Source organism: Erythrobacter oryzae (assembly GCF_030271515.1).
Lineage (GTDB): Bacteria > Pseudomonadota > Alphaproteobacteria > Sphingomonadales > Sphingomonadaceae > Erythrobacter > Erythrobacter oryzae.
In genome coordinates this window covers 25,327-41,973 of the sequence record NZ_JASCXI010000001.1, presented here as the reverse complement: position 1 = coordinate 41,973, position 16,647 = coordinate 25,327, and the positions used below count along the sequence as shown (strand labels likewise).

Sequence of the window (16,647 nt, the reverse complement as noted above, 5' to 3'; positions counted from 1 at the left end):
GCCGACCGCCCGGCGCATCTCAGTCCGCCAGCCCTGCCGCAATCGCCTGCACCAGCGCCGCCATGCAGGCGCGCACTTCGCGAGGGCCCACGACGCGGCATTCCGCCCCCAGCGACAGCAGCAGGCGCGCGGCCTGATCGGGGGTTTCGTAGGGCAAGGCGACCACCAGACCCTCGGGCGTTTCGCGCCCCGCCGCGACCGCCTCTGCGGCATAGTGCCCCGCCTCGGCCAGCCGCGCCGCGCCGGTCGGTGTCAGCACCACCCTGCACGCGTGCGGCCGCAACCGCGCCTCGAACTCGCGCAAGGACTGCGCCCACCACTCGGCGAGGTCGAAGTCATGCGGGCGATCGAAGCTCTCCTGTGACACCGCCAGCGCCGACATTGCCGCCACCGCGAAAGTCGTCGGCCCCTGCCCGGCGGCGGCGACAAGATAGTAGCGCCCGCCCTTCAGCACGATTCCGAGCGGATCGACACGCCACGATCGCGCGCGCGTCCAGCTGCGGTAAGCGAAGGTCACCGGCCGCGTATCGAGGATCGCGCGGGCGAGCTGCGGCAGGTGCGGCAGGGCGGCGGCGCTGCGATACCAGTCGTCGGTGTCGAGATGGAAGCGCTCGGCCAGCCTGACCGCACGGGTTCGCGCCGGGCCCGACAGGCGCAACAGCAGCTTATCGCGGGCGATGCCGGCCATCGTGCCCAGCCCCAGCGCCGCCGCCGGACCACTGAGGCCGAGCAGCAGCATCGCCTCGGCCTCGTCGGCGAGCAGACCCGTGTGCCGCTCGCTCGGCACGTCGAGCAGCCGGAAACCCCCGCCCGGCCCCGCATCGCCATAGACCGGAAAGCCCGCCACGCTCAGCGCGTCGATATCGCGATAGATCGTGCGCACCGAGACCTCGTGCGCCTCGGCCAGCTCGCGCGCGGTCGCGGTGCCGCGCGCCTGCAGGCGGGAGAGGATGGCGATCATGCGGGCGGTCTTCATCGCCGCGGGCCTAGCAGAAAATCGCTGACAGCGGATGTCAGCATTGGCCTGCTACCAGCCGCTCTCCCACAGCGAGGCCTCGACCCATGCCCTTCCACCGCCGCAGCTTTCTCCAATCCTCTGCAGGAGCCCTGATCGCCATGACCAACGCGCCAATCCTTGCCGCCCCCGCGACCACCGCAACCCTGCCGCCCCCGCCGCCCGGCAAGCCCGGCGACTTCGATTTCCTCACCGGCGAATGGCGCATCCACAACCGCTTCCGCGAGAACGGCACCTGGATCGAATTCCCCGGCGAGGCGACGGTCGTGCCGGTGATGGGCGGGGTCGGCAGCGTGGAGGACCTGCGCATCCCGGCGCGCGGCTTCTTCGGCATGGGCCTGCGCCTGCTCGATGCAGAGAGCCGCATCTGGTCGGATCACTTCGTCAACAAGCTCTCCGGCGCGGTCAGCGTGCCCGGCCAGACCGGCGGCTTCGCGAACGGCGTGGGCACGTTCCTGAGCGAAGACCGCGAAGGCGATACGGTCGTCTGGTATCGCGGCGTGTGGGACCGGATCACGCCGACCTCGTGCCGCTGGTTTCAGGGCACCTCGCGCGATCTCGGGGCGACATGGGACGACAGCTGGTTCATGGACTGGACGCGCGCCTGAGGCACCTTCGGGGGTGGCACTGGCGGGCAATGCCTGCTAGCGGCGCGCCGTCATTCCCAAGGAAGCCTCGCCCATGTCCCAGAAAGTCGTCCTCGCCTATTCCGGCGGTCTCGATACCAGCGTCATCGCCAAGTGGCTGAGCGTCGAGCGGGGCCTCGAGGTGGTGACCTTCACCGCCGACTTGGGGCAAGGCGAGGAAATCGAGCCCGCGCGCGCCAAGGCGAAAGCGATGGGCATCCCCGACGATCACATCTTCATCGAGGATGTGCGCGAGGAATTCGTGCGCGATTTCGTCTTCCCGATGATGCGCGCCAATGCCCGTTACGAGGGCGATTACCTGCTGGGCACCTCGATCGCGCGGCCGCTGATCTCCAAGCGCCTCGTCGAGATCGCGCACCAGACCGGCGCCGATTTCATCGCCCACGGGGCGACCGGCAAGGGCAATGATCAGGTGCGCTTCGAACTCAGCGCCTATGCGCTCGATCCCGACATCAAGGTGATCGCCCCGTGGCGCGAATGGGACCTCACCAGCCGCACCGCGCTGATCGCCTGGGCCGAGGCGCACCAGATCCAGGTGCCCAAGGACAAGCGCGGGGACAGCCCCTTCTCGACCGACGCGAACCTGCTCCACACCTCGTCCGAGGGCAAGGTGCTCGAGGACCCGTGGGAGGAAACCCCCGACTACGTCTACAGCCGCACGGTCAATCCCGAGGATGCACCCGACCAGCCGGAATATATCACCGTCGACTTCGAGAAGGGTGACGGCGTTGCCCTGAACGGCGAGGCGATGTCACCCGCCACACTGCTGGCCGCGCTTAACGACCTCGGCCGCAAGCACGGCATCGGCCGCCTCGACCTCGTCGAGAACCGCTTCGTCGGCATGAAGAGCCGCGGGATGTACGAGACCCCCGGCGGCGAGATCTACGCCCGCGCGCACCGCGGGATCGAGCAGATCACGCTGGATCGCGGTGCCGCGCATCTCAAGGACGAGCTGATGCCGAAATATGCCGAGCTCATCTACAACGGCTTCTGGTTCAGCCCCGAGCGCGAGATGCTGCAGGCGGCGATCGACCACAGCCAGGACAAGGTCACCGGCACGGTGCGCCTGAAGCTCTACAAGGGGCTGGCGAGCGTGGTCGGTCGCAAGTCGCCCTACTCGCTCTATTCGGAAGCCCACGTCACCTTCGAGGACGACGCCGGGGCCTATGACCAGAAGGACGCCGAGGGCTTCATCAAGCTGAACGGCCTGCGCCTGCGCCTGCTTTCGCGCCGCAACCGCGACGCCTGATCCGCGCTGTCCGACAGGGGAAAACCGAGTCGCGGCGCTCGCCGGAGCGGCTCGGGGCCTATAACGTGACCGTTTGAAGGCGGTTTCGTTCCCGCTTTTTGCGCGCGCGGCGACAATTGCGGCGAAGCGTTGACTTATCCACTCTCGTCCACAGGCCTTATTGCCTGAAGTGGAAAACTCGCCGTCCGGAATGTTGTCAGAACGCCGATTCAGGCGCACTTTGAACCTGTCTTCGGGACACGAAGCGACGGGAACGGGAGGCCGCAAGGCCTTGAAATTACCGGAGATTTTATCCCGAGGGTGGCGGTGACATCTGTCCACGCGCCGATCTGGAGACGGCATGCAGGAGGCCTCGGCCAAAGGCAAGTCGGCTCAATTCAAGGGTCGGAGCGACGCGGTGACACCGGACAGGCCAAGAACCTGGCCCGAAGGCAGGCGCAGCGGGACGGCGAAAGCCCCCAGCCGTGGCGACTGGCGGAAGGTAAAGGGACGCGGCCTCGGCGGAAGCGAAGGCGCGGCGGCGACACGTGGGAAGGCTCAGGCCCGACGACGGACGCGAAAGCCAGCCGGAGCGAAAGCCGGATGCCGGCGCGAGCGCCGGTGACAAATCTCTGGCAAGGCCGGCCGCAAGGCAAGGCGAGCGAGAGGCTAGACATCGGGCGCCAAGCATGGCCCGCAAAGTGAAGGACGCCGAAGGTTCGCCGGAGGCATCGGAAGCGGAGCGGTCATCCACACGCCGGTGAGAGTGGGGTCGGCAGCAATGCCGGCCCCATTTGCATTGCGGGTCTGGCTAGGCTGCGGCCCTCGTCCGCGCGCGGATTTCGCGAGTCGCCCAAGCGGAAATACGTAATTCCGGCCCTGCACCACCCGGCTCTCCACAACGGTTCATCGCGTTTGGCGGGCAACTCGCGGCCCAGCCGAAGCGACGGGACGACGAAATCCTAACCTGGTTTGCCTTCATGCAGCGCGGCCCTGTATCGGCCCCGCCATGCGGACGGGAATTCGCATACATGGCCAAGACGCCCCCCGCTTCGCCTCGCGCGGAGCGCCTGCGTGGATCGCGGCGATGCTGCTCGGCCTCGCCCCGCTCGCCGCTTCTTCCGCCGCCGCGCCCGATACGCCCGCACCGATCGAAGCCGCCTCGAGCAGCGCCGTGGTCGAGCTCGTCCCGCTCCAGCCGGAGGCCGAGGTCACCGCTCCGGTTATCACCGAAGAGGCCCCCGCCCCCTCGGCCCCGCAGGAAACCGTGATGGGCCGCGGCAGCGCCTCCTACTACGCCGCCAAGTTCGACGGCCGCCGCACCGCCAGCGGCGAGCGGTTCGACAACGCCGCGATGACCGCCGCGCACCGCACCCTGCCCTTCGGCACCCTCGTGCGCGTCACCAACCTCGCCAACGGGCGCAGCGTGATCGTGCGCATCAATGATCGCGGCCCCTTCAGCGCGGGCCGGATGATCGACGTCAGCCGCGCCGCCGCCGACGAACTCGGCCTCGTCGCGCGCGGGCACGGCATGGTCGAGCTCGCGGTGATCGCCGACTGATCCGCTCACGGGTTGGCCGAGTAGGTCATCCCGAGCGAGGACGTGTCGCCCCTGACCACCAGCTTCATGCGCGCCATCCGGCTGTCCGAGGTGTTGCGCAGCAGCGCCTGCTCGCCCGCCCCGAACGCCGCATCGACATTGGCGCCCGGCTCGACCCGGCCCTTGACCACCGCCGCGCCCCCGCTCTCTCCGGCACCCTTCGCTAGCACCACAACCGCGACCGGGCCGGTGTTCCGCCCGGTGACCGTGAAGCCCCCCGGCTGGCCGCCGCCCAGCTCGAAGGTCTTGCCCGCCTCGATCTGGAGGTTCGAGTTGATCTCGCCCGCGCTGACCGCGGTGCCGGCAAAGGCCAGCGCCACGGCAGCAGCCGGCAAGCGGGGGGCGAATGCAGGTTTCATGGGCACCGTCGGCACTCCTTGTTCATCTCCCGGCCCGCCCCGAGCTACCGCACCCGGGCCCGCGCGGATGCACCTTGGCTGACGATTGTGCGCCCCCCCCTCTTGCACACACATCCGGCCCCGCTAACCAGAGCCTCCCGATCCATGGCGGCAGCAAGGGGGCAGCGCCATCACACTCGTTCTCATCCTCGCCTATGTCGCACTCCAGATCGCGCTCGCCGTATGGGTCGGGCGCGGGGCGCGGTCCGACACCGACTACCTCGTCGCCGGGCGAAGCCTCTCGGCGGGCGCGGTGGGCATGTCGATCTTCGCCACCTGGTTCGCCGCCGAAAGCCTGATCGCCACCTCCTCCGAGGTCGCCGCGCAGGGCCTCGCCGGAGCCCGGGCCGAGCCCCTGGCCTATGCCGCCGGCCTCGTCGCGGTGGCGCTGTTCTTCGCCCACCGCCTGCGCAGCGGAGGCTTCATCACCCTAGCCGACTTCCTGCGCGACCGCTTCGGCGGAGCGACCGAGGGCCTTGCCGCCGCCGTCATCGCGCTCTCCGCCACCACCTGGTCCGCCGCCCAGCTCTTCGCCTTCGCCGCCATCATCGACACGGCGTCGGGCATCGGCTTCGTCCCCGCGCTCCTCGGCGCGACGCTGCTGGTGATGACCTACACCCTGTTCGGCGGCCTTGCGGGTGACGTCATCACCGACATCCTCCAGGGCATCGTCATCCTCGTCGCCATCGCCATCCTCTTCGCCCTCATGACCGTCGCCGCGGGAGGCCCCGCCGCCATGTGGGCCGCCCTCCCCCCCGCCGCGCTCAGCCCCGCCGCCCCGCCCGGCGAGAGCTGGGCCGACACCGCCGAGCTCTGGCTCATCCCCATCATCGGCACCATGGTGAGCCAGGAGGCCATCTCGCGCACGCTGGCCGCCCGCACCCCCGAGGCCGCCCGCACCGGCGCGCTGCTGGGCGCCGGGGTCTACCTTGCCGCGGGCCTCGTCCCCGTCGCCTTCGGCCTCTTCGCCCCCCAGCTCAGCCTGCCGCTCGGTGAGGGCGAGGCCTTCCTCCCCTCCCTCGCCAAGGCGCTCTTCCCCGGCTGGCTGCTGATCGTCTTCACCGGAGCGCTCGTCTCGGCGATCCTCTCCTCGGTCGACTCCGCGCTGCTCGCGGCCTCGGCGGTCATCACCGAGAGCGGGTACCGCCGCCTCAACCCCGCCGCATCGGACCGCCAGCTGCTGCGCGCCGCCCGCACCGCCACCGTCGCCGCTGCCGCGCTCGCCGCGGGGCTGGCGCTCACGGGCGAGACCCTGCGCGAGCTCGTGCTCGATGCCGGCGCGATCGGCGCGGTGCTCGCGGTGCCCATCATCGCCGGGCTCGCCGGGTCACGCGCACGCCACGCCGCGCTCGCCGCGGTGGTGGTGCAGATGGCCGCGCTGGTGCTGCTCGACTGGGTCCTCGGGCTCCCCGGCGCCTTCCTGTGGATGCTGGCGAGCGGCACGCTCACCTTCGCCGCGCTGGCTCTGTGGGAGCGCCGCCGCGCGCCTCCGGGCGCGGCTGTTGGAGACACATGAGACACTGTCCAGGGCCGGAAAACCGCGCCCCCCGTCAGCCCTCCTGCCCAGCCTCCTCCGACGCCTCCTCCGACGCCTCTTCTTCCGCCTCGCCCTCCCATTCGAGCGTCACGCCGCCCGTCCGCAGCGCCTCGACCCGCTCGTCGAAATCGCGCACCGCCACGCGCACGCCCTGCGTGTCCTCCACCCGGTCGAGCCGCCCGAGATGCGCGAGCAGCAGCCGCGAGTCATAGCGGGTGCGCGTGGCGATCTCCTCGCCATGATAGAAGACCACCTCGGGGACGCCATTCAGCGCCCGGTCGGCGAGCACCTCTTCGACCTGCGGCCGGGCCAGCACCAGCGCGGCATCCCACATCCGCCGGAATTCGGGGCTCGCGCGCCGCATCCGGTAGAGATGCCCCCGGCTCACCCCCGCCTGCGCCGCCGCCGCCCGCACATTGCCCCACTGCGCCAGCACCTCGACAAACTTCGCCTGCGCCTCGGGCGCGACATCGGGCACGAGCGTGGCGGGATCGACGATGTGGGTGGACGGCGCGGACGTGGCGGGTGCGGACATGGGGTGGGCCTCCGATGCTGAATGTCAGGAGTGACGGAGGCTATCAGAGGCAAATAGCTGTAGGAAAATGATAAAAGTCCAACAGGTGGAGGGGCACGCGAGGCTGATCCGAACAGTTACCGCCGAACAGGCCCACCCCTAGCCCCTCCCGCAGCGGGAGGGGGACTGGTTGGCGCTGATACTCCCCTCCCGCTTGCGGGAGGGGTCGGGGGTGGGCGCGCGCAGCGCTGGGCCGGAAGGCCCACCCCGCTGCGGCTAACCGGCAAGCCGGTAAGCCTCGCTCCCCTCCTGCCTGCGGAAGGGGCGAAAAACCCTCACCCCCGCCAGCGCGCCCCCCTGAGCACCCGCTCATTGGCCAGGATCTCGGCCTTGCGCGCGTCGCTCATCGGAGGATTCCCCCCGACCCGCCCCGCCGCCAGATGCCCGAGCCACTCCGCCACAAACGCCCGCTCGCCGGGATCGAACATGACCGACGGCCCGCACGGCAGCTTGCGCGTGTTGTCATAGGAGGGCGGAGCGAAGGCTGCCTGATTGATGCGGTCCATAAGCAAGAGGCTCCCAGCAAGCGGCGGAATGGCCGCGAGAGCGCCGGGCCTGCCGGCTATCCCCCGCGCAGAGCGCCCGAGGCCCCTGCCCTCCCCCTCAAACGGACAAGCCGAGGGGCTGGCGGGGCGAAGGGCAAGGCGGGAGCGAGATGCACAGTGCCGACGCTTGGGTGGGAGGGTATGCTTGGAGTGGGGGTGTAGGAAAGGAGGGAGTTATAGGGCTGACAAACTCATGCGTCACGCCGTCGCGTCGATAATCCCCTGCACCGCACGTTTGGCGCCATCAAATAGCTCGATCAACCTTCTGTCCGATAGCTGGATGGCATCCCCATGGGCTGCCCTATTTCGGAGAGAGTAGGCTGAATTAACTAGCTCAACCACATCATCATTGGCATCCATGAAGTCTTGAAAATTTCTAGCCCACCTTGTGTCAAATCTTTCAAGAAAGCTCTTTATTACAGAGCATCGAAAATTTGTGCCCTTCTTGAAGTAAGATTTAACGAAGTCAATCAGCCTGGGGTGCGCTCTCTTTTCGATCCTAGTTAGAACAATGACTTCCATAGAACGCTCAATGTATCCACATAACTGAACCACACTATGCACTCTCATAGCAGCTCTAACGTCTTCTGGAATTTCATTACCCGAACATCGGGTGATGAAATTTCCTAGACTTAACTCCCGACTATCGATCGAAAGCCGCATCTTTCCCTAAACCCCAAATTTCTCAGCTGCCAGTTTCTGCCTCGTGCGAACCGCTTCCTCGTCAGAAGTCGCCCGCTCACTTACCCTCACAAACTCTTTGTCAGCCAACAGCGCAGCATACGAAGCTCTAATCTCGTCGGCAGAGATAGGTCGGTGCAATAGCGCTTTTGCAACGACTGGCATAACGGCATCAAAAACCGCTGCGTTCAACGGTCGATTGGGCCTGAATGCAGCAGGGCCGAGCGCCTCCCATATAGCGTCAGACGCGGAACAAAAGACGTCAGTCATACCTGCAAGTTCGCGCTGGCTGAGCTTGTTATACCTCGATGCACTGTCATTCAGGAATTTCGCCATAGGCTTTTGATAATCAGCACCATTCCTCAACATTGCAAAAAAGCGAATTATAAGTTCCTCGTCTTTTGCACGTTTATTTGGTGGTCCACCGAATAAATTTCTCCAAGACTCGCGGAGGTTAATTTCTTTTACCATCTGAGTAAATGGACCTTCCGCAATACAATTCCTGATTTCTTGTGGAGAAAGGCGAATCCCTCCAGAATTAATTCTCTCAAAAACATAATATATACTGTCGAGAGCGTCTTCAGGTGTATCTTGACGAAAAATAATCGCGTGAACGATCGAGTCGTCTATTTTGAGCTGATCCGATGGATCTAAATCTTCGTAGGTTTTACCATTCCAAGGATCCATAACGCCGACTAAGCGGAACTTCTTTTCTCCAAAAGTTCCATCATAAAAAGCCTGCAAAGTCCTAAGTCTTTGCTGCCCATCAATTACCAAATGGTGATTTGTATCCGACTCTTTATACAAGAAAATACTTGGAATCGGAAGGCCCATAAGCAGCGACTCAATAAACCGCGATGCGTGACGCTGAGACCAGACAAAATTTCGCTGAAATGAAGGAATCTTGAAGGCACCGCCACGCATTCTTTTTACAAGCGAATCAACGGTATAGTCTGCACCATAGCTTGTTATTTTAAACTGCCGGACTTGCTGGTCTTCAAGTAGACTTTCGTCCTCAATACCTTCTTCTAGAGAAATGGCATACTCGTCATTTGCAGAGACAACAAAGTTCTCGCTCTCGGTCGCCGGTTCGGTCACGCTAAAAATCCCTGAAAGACGAAAAGTATTTTAGTCGTCATATCGGAAGTTCTATGTTGAGGTACGACAAGGCGCAAGACCCATGTTTTTCGCGGAAAAATTGATGCGCCGCAACACAATATGATCTCGAGGGTCGCCGTCCCCTCCACCACGTTGGGTGGTCCCCCTCCCCTCGCGGGGGAGAATGGTTCGCCTCGTGCCCACCCCCAGCCCCTCCCGCAAGCGGGAGGGGGGCTTGGATTACTTCGCCAACAACGGCGCCAGATACTGCCCCGTAAAGCTCCGCGGCTCCTTCACCACCTTCTCCGGAGTCCCCTCCGCCACAATCTCCCCGCCGCGCACCCCGCCCTCGGGGCCGAGGTCGATGATCCAGTCGGCGGTCTTGATCACGTCGAGGTTGTGCTCGATCACCACCACCGAGTTGCCCTGCTCCACCAGCCGGTGCAGCACTTCGAGCAGCTTGCGCACGTCCTCGAAATGCAGGCCCGTGGTCGGCTCGTCGAGGATGTAGAGCGTCTGCCCGGTCGAGCGGCGGGCGAGTTCCTTTGCCAGCTTCACCCGTTGCGCCTCGCCGCCCGATAAAGTCGTCGCCTGCTGGCCGACTTTTACGTAGCCGAGGCCCACCTCGTTCAGCATCCGCATCTTCTCGCGGATCGGGGGGACGGCCTTGAAGAACTCCTCGGCGTCCTCGATCGTCATGTCGAGCACGTCGGCGATCGAGTGGCCCTTGAACTTCACCTCGAGCGTCTCGCGGTTGTAGCGCTTGCCGTGGCATTCCTCGCAGGTGACGTAGACGTCGGGGAGGAAGTGCATCTCGATCTTGATGAGGCCGTCGCCCTGGCACTTCTCGCAGCGGCCGCCCTTGACGTTGAAGGAAAAGCGCCCGGGCTTGTAGCCGCGCGCGAGGCTTTCGGGGAGGCCGGCGAACCAGTCGCGGATCTGGGTGAAGGCGCCGGTGTAGGTGGCGGGGTTGGAGCGCGGGGTGCGGCCGATGGGGGACTGGTCGATCTCGATGACCTTGTCGCAATATTCGAGCCCGGTGATGGCATCGTGCGCCCCCGCGATGACCCGCGCGCCGTTGAGGACGCGGGAGGCTCCCGCCTGCAGGGTGTCGATGGTGAGCGAGGACTTGCCGCTCCCGCTGACGCCGGTGATGCAGCAGAAGGTGCCGAGCGGGATTTTTGCCGTCACCCCCTTGAGGTTGTTCGCCCGCGCGTTCTTGACGACGATGTGGTGCCCGTTGCCCTTGCGGCGCTTGGCCGGCACCTCGATCTTGCGCTTGCCGGTAAGGTAGTCCGCGGTGAGCGAGCCCTTGGCCTTGAGGATCTGCTTGAGCGTCCCCTCCGCGACCACCTCGCCGCCATGCACCCCCGCGCCCGGGCCGAGGTCGACGATATGGTCGGCGGCGCGGATCGCATCCTCGTCATGCTCGACGACGATCACCGTGTTGCCGAGATCGCGCAGGCGTTTGAGGGTCTCGAGCAGCCGGTCATTGTCGCGCTGGTGGAGGCCGATGCTGGGTTCATCCAGCACATAGAGCACGCCCGAAAGCCCGCTGCCGATCTGCGATGCCAGCCGGATGCGCTGGCTCTCGCCGCCCGAGAGGGTGCCGGAGGTGCGGTCGAGGTTGAGGTAGTCGAGCCCGACATTGTCGAGGAAGCCCAGCCGCTCGTTGATCTCCTTGAGGATGGCCTTGGCGATCTGCGACTGCTGCGGGGTGAGATACTGGTCGAGATCGAGGAACCACGCCTTGGCATCGGCGACACTCATCTGCACCGGGGTGGCGATGTCGGTCGGCCCGTCGGCACCCGGGATCTTCACCGAGAGCGCCTTCTCGTTCAATCGCTTGCCCCCGCAAGTCTCGCAGGCCTGCGCGGTCTGATACTTGGCGAGCTCCTCCTGCATCCACGCGCTTTCGGTCTGCATCATGCGGCGGTTGAGGTTGCCGATCACCCCCTCGAACGGCTTGTGGACGGTGTATTCGCGGCGGCCGTCCTTGAAGGTCAGCGGCACCGGCAGCCCGCCCGTGCCGTGGAGGATGATGAGCTTCTGCTCGGGCGCGAGGTCCTTCCACGGGGTGGTGAGGTCGAAGCCATAGGCCTTCGCCAGCGAAGCCAGCACCTGCATGTAATAGGGGCTCGGCGGGTTGGACTTGGCCCACGGCACCACTGCGCCCTGCTTCAGCGTCAGCGCCTCGTTGGGGACGACCAGCTGCGGGTCGAACAGCATCTTCTCGCCGATCCCGTCGCACGCCGGGCACGCACCCTGGGGGGCGTTGAAGGAGAACAGGCGCGGCTCGATTTCCTCGATCGTAAAGCCGCTGACCGGGCAGGCGAACTTTTCGCTGAAGACGATGCGGTTGGGCGGCAGGCCTGCGCCCTTCATCGCGCCGCCCTTGCCCTCGTCCTCGCGGCCGGGAACCACCCCGTCGGCGAGTTCGACATAGGCGAGCCCCTCGGCGAGCTTCAGCGCCTGCTCGAAGGAATCCGCCAGCCGCGTCTCGATCCCCTCGCGCACCGCGATCCGGTCGACCACAACCTCGATGTCATGCTTGAACTTCTTGTCGAGCGCCGGGGCCTCCTCGATGGGGTAAATCTCCCCGTCGATCCGCACCCGGGTGAAGCCCGCGCGCTGCCACTCGGCGATTTCCTTGCGGTATTCGCCCTTGCGCCCGCGCACCACGGGGGCGAGCAGATAGGCGCGCGTGCCTTCGGGGAGCGCCATCACCCGGTCGACCATCTGGCTGACGGTCTGGGCGCTGATCGGCTCGCCAGTCGTCGGCGAATAGGGCGTCCCCACCCGCGCCCACAAGAGGCGCATGTAGTCGTAGATCTCGGTCACCGTCGCGACCGTGGAGCGCGGGTTGCGGCTCGTCGTCTTCTGCTCGATGGAAATGGCAGGCGAGAGCCCGTCGATATGCTCGACATCGGGCTTCTGCATCATCTCGAGGAACTGGCGCGCATAGGCGGAGAGCGACTCCACATAGCGCCGCTGCCCCTCGGCATAGATCGTGTCGAAGGCGAGGCTGGACTTGCCGCTCCCCGAAAGCCCGGTGACCACGATCAGCGCATCGCGCGGCAGATCGATGTCGATACCCTTGAGGTTATGTTCGCGCGCACCGCGCACGGAGATCTTGGTGAGGCTCATGGAAGAGGTTTGTTCCGGAGATGTTCGCGTGGGTCAAGGGGGCGCGGAGAGGCGGCGCGGCGCTCATCCCCAGATGGAGACAGGCACGCGCGTATGCAACGGGCGATCGTCCGATTGGTGCCCGCCAATCCGGGCACAGCCACTCACCGCGCCCGATCCCTGCGCTTGATCACGCGTCGGTCAGCCCCGCCGGGCCGGGCGCAAACGATCAGCTGGTGCGATAGACCGAGACCGGAATTTCGACACCCAGCGCCGTGGCCGTTCCGTCGAACAGGAAGGTCGCATGCGCCGGTGCAGGCGCGGGAATCCCGCCCGCCTTCGGCACGAATGCCAGAGACTGCAAGGGCGGGAATTCGGCGTTGTCATAGGTCGCAACCGACCATCCGCCCAAGGCCTCGATCTTGATGATCGTGCCATAGGCCTGTTCTTCCGCCTCGCAAGCGGTCTCGAGCTTGCCCAGCGTGAGCGAGCCTTTGTATTTGCGTTCCTTTGTCGCCATTGCCCGGCCCCCTCGCTGTGATGGCTCTACGGATCAGTTTGCGCCGATGGATTCCAGCAGCGCGCGTTTGGCCGTATTGCCGCAATAATCCGTGGCAAACCCGTCCAGCAGCACGGATGTACGATCGTCCCCCGGAGCGAACTGGATATCCATCGCACTGGCTGCCGCCTGGAGGTTGGCTTCACCCTTGGTGATGAACTGCCGGAAGGTCTGGATCAGCGCGCCATCATCCGCGTTGATGTCCTCGCACGCCGCCGGGATGCCATCGAGCCGGGCCTGCGCCTGCTCGCGCGCCACATCGGCACTGCGGGTGATGCTGCTGAATGCCCGGTTGAGGCTGCCCGCTTCAACCAGCAGATTGAGGTCGTCGAAGGCATCGTTGAGCGTATATTCGTTTGCCGGCAGGCGGCGCTTGCGGGCGATGTCGGCCTTGATCCGTGTCCGCTCGGCATCCATCGAGGCCACCAGCGCGGTAATGGTCCGGTCATAGAACAGCCGCTTGTCGATGCTGGCGCGCGCGCCTGCGGCGACGGTGGAGGCAGCCGACAGCTCTTCCACCGCTTCCTGCTTTACCAGTCCGGTAGCCGCCGAAAGGCCAAGCTGCAACAGATCGAAACCAAGCGCCGTGCCGCGATCGCCCGAATAGAGCTGGTCGACGAACACGGCATATTTCCCGTCGATCTTCTGGCTATAGGCCCGGATGACGATGTCGCGATAATCCTGCTTGCTGAGGCCGCCGCGAAGCGTGGCATCGTTGCTTGCGAAGCGCGTCAGGGCGGTCGTCATCGGCACCAGCGCTTCGGTGGGGCGAAGCTCGGGCACGGCATCCTGTGTGCCTCTGATCGTCATGCAGCCTTGCAGCCCCAGCGCGGCAAGGCCCAGAGCAACCCAGCGCAGGAACGGCGAGCCGCGCATCACGGTGCCTCCCCGCAGCTCATCGCCTGGGCGAAATTGCCCCACAGCATGGTCGCGATCTTCTGGCGGCGGTCGTAGGTCACGCTCGCCGTGCCCTGCCCTCCTGACAGCCGCGCGTGGAGGATCACCAGATCGCCGCGCGTTCGCACCAGATCGAGCGGGCCCGACCAGCAGCCCGTGTAGGCGCAAACCTCCAGCCGGTTGCCGCTGCGCGAGACCGACATGGGGGTGAAGCTGGCCGTTTCGACCTCGCACGCCGCACCGTTGCAGGAAATCTGCGCCTGGCGGTTGGCACAGGTGAAATCGCCCGGCCCTGCCGCGACTGCTGCGGCAGGCACGGCAAGGGCGGCGAGAGAAATGACGAGATGACGCATTGCAGCTCTCTCCGTCTCAGACAGTGTAGCTGATGGCGGCGTAGAAGCTGCGCGCATGGCCCGCGATCAGATCGGCCCGGTCCAGCCCGTTGATCACTCGCCGCGCGTTGCGCCAGTCCGCCAGATCGCCATCGAAGTATCGACCGAGCTTCCGGCCGGTGAAGGTGCCCAGCAGCGAGCCTTCGACCAGAATCCGGGTCGCCACCGCCGCATCGAGCGCGAGATCGGGGTTGCCGACAAGGTCCTGCCCCAGCCGCGTGCTCCAGTCGGCATAGTTGCGCCGGCCCGTCAGCTGCACAAAGCCGCGCCCAGCATAGCGCGCGCCGTCGCCGACCTGGGTATTGCCGAGCGAGCGGGCCAGCCCCGGGTTCTGCCCCTCGGGCCCGTAGCGGCGGTTGAAATAGGCCGTGCTGCCATATTCGTGGATCGGCTGCATCTTCTTGTCGGTCTCGTGATAGGCCGTGCCCAGCAGATAGGCGAGCTTGCGGTCATCATCGCCGGCATGCTTGCTTTCCCAGTAATCGAGGATGGCCAGCAGCCCCTCAACCTGCTTCTGGGTCAGACTGCCGCCGAACAGATGCAGGCGCGCAAAATCGAAAAAAAACTTGCGATTGATCCCAGCCATTTCAGCGACCCCCTCCCAATGCCCAACTCGTGATAACCTATAGTTCCCTGCGCGCATCAGCTTGCTGATTTACGACAAACGTCGAGGGTGAGGTGAATTCAGCCCCATAAACTGCGCATTGCGCGGCAGAATGATGGCGAGACTGTCGGAATTTTGCTCTCGCCTCCCCCGCACACCCCGGCACGCGGGCGCAAACGTGATTTACAAAGAGTTGCAAAAGGCGCATTTTCCCCGCTGCCCATCGACGGGATCACAGCGAAGGGCATGCGCCGCGGGGGACCGGTGCGCGGGGAGCGTCCGGCAGAATCGACAAGACTCCCACCCGGCAGAGGGATTGCAAGTGCATCGCGCGGCAGGCCCGGGAAACCCTTGCGGGCCGCCATGCGCCGTCAGTCGCACGCAAGGGTGGGGGAAAAGCCATGACCACTGATACCGACACGATGGATCGCCAGATCACCATGCTCTGCACGCCGACGCTGGTGTGGAACGCCGACGGCTCGATCGGGGCGACGATTGCCTTCACGCAGACCAATGGCGTGCCCGCCGCCATGAACGGGCGGATCGGCAGCGACGGCAGCATCGATCTCACCGCCATGCCCAATGACCCGGCCTACAACGACAATATCGACATCACGATCATGCTCGATACCAGCCGGATGGTGACGCAGGACGGCAGCCAGCCGGTCGCGGGGCGCTGGGCGCTGCCGGACGAGTTCTCGGGCAGCGGCCCGGTCACCGGCTACGGCTGGTTCTGCGGCACCGACGCCAACGGCAATTACAGCGCCTCGGTGCCGATCACGATCCCCGACATGAGCTTCGTGCGGGTGAGCGACACCGAACTGGTGATCGACGACGACACTCCCGACAACGCGCCAGCCTACGCCTATGCGATGGGCCTCGTCCTGCCGGGCTACAGCAATTACTACATGACGATCGACCCGCGGATCACGACGAAGACGACCAATACCTCGTCCTTCATGTTGAACGATAAGTCCTCGTGCTGAGCGCGACACGCGGCGGCTGAGGATCGCGATGGTCCGTGGCGCAGGGGGTGCCGGGCACAACCGTCCCGGCATCCGCCCCCGCAGGGGCCCCCGGCAATGATGCGCGGCCCGCCCGGGAGCCCTTGCGGGCGAGGCCACGCAGCCAATGGCAACAAGGGACGGGGGAGAAGCAATGAACTCTGACATACTTTTTGCGCAAGCTGCCAGCACGACGAAGGACCGGTCCATCGTCCTGACGTGCAGGCCCAAGCTCACATTCGTCCAAGTCACGCCGAGTCTGGAAATCCAGGCGCCGAACATCGTGTTCGAACAGACGCTTGGCCACCCCACGGGAATGGAGGGGCGCGTGGATGAGCACGGGGATATCAACCTCACCGACATGCCGTTCAACGCCGAATACACCGACAATGTCGACATCACGATCAATCTCGACTCCAGTCTGCTTTTCGACCCGAACGGAAACCGGGTGACCGGACGCTGGGCGTTCGTCGATGAATCGTCGGGTCAGGGCGAGACCGGGTTCGGGTGGTTTTGCGGCACGGATGCGGCAGGCAAATATTCCACCAAGATCCCGATCCCGATCGACGGCATGCGCATCGAACGGCTGAACGACATGCAGTTGCGGATCAACGACGACACGCCCAAGGCCACGCCGGAATATGCCTATGCCATCGCGCTGGTCCTGCCGGCCTACAACAATTACTACATCACCATCGATCCGCGCATCACGACCAAGACCACCAACACCTCATCCTGACCG

At 65.3% G+C, this 16,647-nt stretch carries 17 protein-coding genes; 6 read left to right on the top strand and 11 right to left on the bottom strand.

Translation table 11 applies throughout. The annotated features are described in order from the left end of the window. Window positions 1-19: 19 nt before the first annotated feature. Window positions 20-976 carry a helix-turn-helix transcriptional regulator gene (locus PFX90_RS00200; protein WP_285709124.1) on the bottom strand — a complete coding sequence of 319 codons (957 nt, stop codon included), beginning with the start codon at window positions 974-976 and terminating at the stop codon, window positions 20-22. Between the two features lie 140 nt (window positions 977-1,116). Between PFX90_RS00200 and PFX90_RS00195 the strand changes: the two genes are divergently transcribed. The 3 genes from PFX90_RS00195 (at window position 1,117) to PFX90_RS00185 (ending at window position 4,451) form a co-directional block, all read left to right on the top strand. Then, complete coding sequence (locus PFX90_RS00195; RefSeq protein WP_285709122.1) at window positions 1,117-1,623, top strand: hypothetical protein; 507 nt, start codon at window positions 1,117-1,119, stop codon at window positions 1,621-1,623. Window positions 1,624-1,696: 73 nt separating this feature from the next. Then, window positions 1,697-2,911 (top strand): argininosuccinate synthase, encoded by a 1,215-nt coding sequence (locus PFX90_RS00190; protein WP_285709120.1) that lies wholly within the window; start codon window positions 1,697-1,699, stop codon window positions 2,909-2,911. A gap of 988 nt (window positions 2,912-3,899) precedes the next feature. Further along, window positions 3,900-4,451, top strand: coding sequence for a septal ring lytic transglycosylase RlpA family protein (locus tag PFX90_RS00185; RefSeq protein ID WP_285709118.1), 552 nt, complete (start codon window positions 3,900-3,902; stop codon window positions 4,449-4,451). Between the two features lie 5 nt (window positions 4,452-4,456). On the opposite strand, the gene PFX90_RS00180 is transcribed toward PFX90_RS00185, so the two are convergent. Then, window positions 4,457-4,849: a hypothetical protein gene (locus PFX90_RS00180; RefSeq protein ID WP_285709116.1), complete on the bottom strand. Its 393-nt coding sequence runs from the start codon at window positions 4,847-4,849 to the stop codon at window positions 4,457-4,459. Window positions 4,850-5,018: 169 nt separating this feature from the next. Here PFX90_RS00180 and PFX90_RS00175 point away from each other — a divergent pair, with 169 nt between their 5' ends. Further along, on the top strand, window positions 5,019-6,404 hold the full coding sequence (locus tag PFX90_RS00175) for a sodium:solute symporter family transporter (RefSeq protein WP_336426483.1): 1,386 nt from the start codon (window positions 5,019-5,021) through the stop codon (window positions 6,402-6,404). A 34-nt stretch (window positions 6,405-6,438) separates the two neighbouring features. On the opposite strand, the gene PFX90_RS00170 is transcribed toward PFX90_RS00175, so the two are convergent. The 9 genes from PFX90_RS00170 to PFX90_RS00135 all read right to left on the bottom strand — a co-directional run bounded on the left by PFX90_RS00170 (window position 6,439) and on the right by PFX90_RS00135 (window position 14,883). Then, complete coding sequence (locus PFX90_RS00170) at window positions 6,439-6,960, bottom strand: hypothetical protein (RefSeq protein ID WP_285709114.1); 522 nt, start codon at window positions 6,958-6,960, stop codon at window positions 6,439-6,441. Between the two features lie 314 nt (window positions 6,961-7,274). Continuing rightward, window positions 7,275-7,505 carry a hypothetical protein gene (locus tag PFX90_RS00165; protein ID WP_285709111.1) on the bottom strand — a complete coding sequence of 77 codons (231 nt, stop codon included), beginning with the start codon at window positions 7,503-7,505 and terminating at the stop codon, window positions 7,275-7,277. 237 nt (window positions 7,506-7,742) lie between these two features. Further along, on the bottom strand, window positions 7,743-8,207 hold the full coding sequence (locus tag PFX90_RS17125; protein WP_419180066.1) for a HEPN domain-containing protein: 465 nt from the start codon (window positions 8,205-8,207) through the stop codon (window positions 7,743-7,745). Between the two features lie 6 nt (window positions 8,208-8,213). Then, entirely contained in the window at window positions 8,214-9,323 is a 1,110-nt protein-coding gene (locus PFX90_RS00160) for a DUF262 domain-containing protein (protein ID WP_285709109.1), read from the bottom strand. 240 nt (window positions 9,324-9,563) lie between these two features. Continuing rightward, on the bottom strand, window positions 9,564-12,470 hold the full coding sequence (gene uvrA / locus PFX90_RS00155) for an excinuclease ABC subunit UvrA (protein WP_285709106.1): 2,907 nt from the start codon (window positions 12,468-12,470) through the stop codon (window positions 9,564-9,566). 208 nt (window positions 12,471-12,678) lie between these two features. Further along, entirely contained in the window at window positions 12,679-12,969 is a 291-nt protein-coding gene (locus tag PFX90_RS00150; protein WP_285709103.1) for a hypothetical protein, read from the bottom strand. A 33-nt stretch (window positions 12,970-13,002) separates the two neighbouring features. After that, entirely contained in the window at window positions 13,003-13,884 is an 882-nt protein-coding gene (locus PFX90_RS00145) for a hypothetical protein (protein WP_285709102.1), read from the bottom strand. Continuing rightward, entirely contained in the window at window positions 13,884-14,258 is a 375-nt protein-coding gene (locus tag PFX90_RS00140) for a hypothetical protein (protein WP_285709100.1), read from the bottom strand. Before PFX90_RS00140 ends, PFX90_RS00145 begins: the two co-directional genes overlap by 1 nt. A 16-nt stretch (window positions 14,259-14,274) precedes the next feature. Beyond that, window positions 14,275-14,883: a glycoside hydrolase family 19 protein gene (locus PFX90_RS00135; protein ID WP_285709096.1), complete on the bottom strand. Its 609-nt coding sequence runs from the start codon at window positions 14,881-14,883 to the stop codon at window positions 14,275-14,277. Window positions 14,884-15,302: 419 nt separating this feature from the next. On the opposite strand from PFX90_RS00135, the gene PFX90_RS00130 reads away from it, so the two are divergent. Together PFX90_RS00130 and PFX90_RS00125 are read left to right on the top strand one after the other, a co-directional pair. Beyond that, on the top strand, window positions 15,303-15,887 hold the full coding sequence (locus PFX90_RS00130; RefSeq protein ID WP_285709094.1) for a hypothetical protein: 585 nt from the start codon (window positions 15,303-15,305) through the stop codon (window positions 15,885-15,887). A gap of 172 nt (window positions 15,888-16,059) precedes the next feature. Further along, a complete protein-coding gene (locus tag PFX90_RS00125) occupies window positions 16,060-16,644 on the top strand; it encodes a hypothetical protein (RefSeq protein WP_285709092.1) in 585 nt (194 codons plus the stop codon). The last annotated feature ends 3 nt before the right edge of the window (window positions 16,645-16,647 follow it).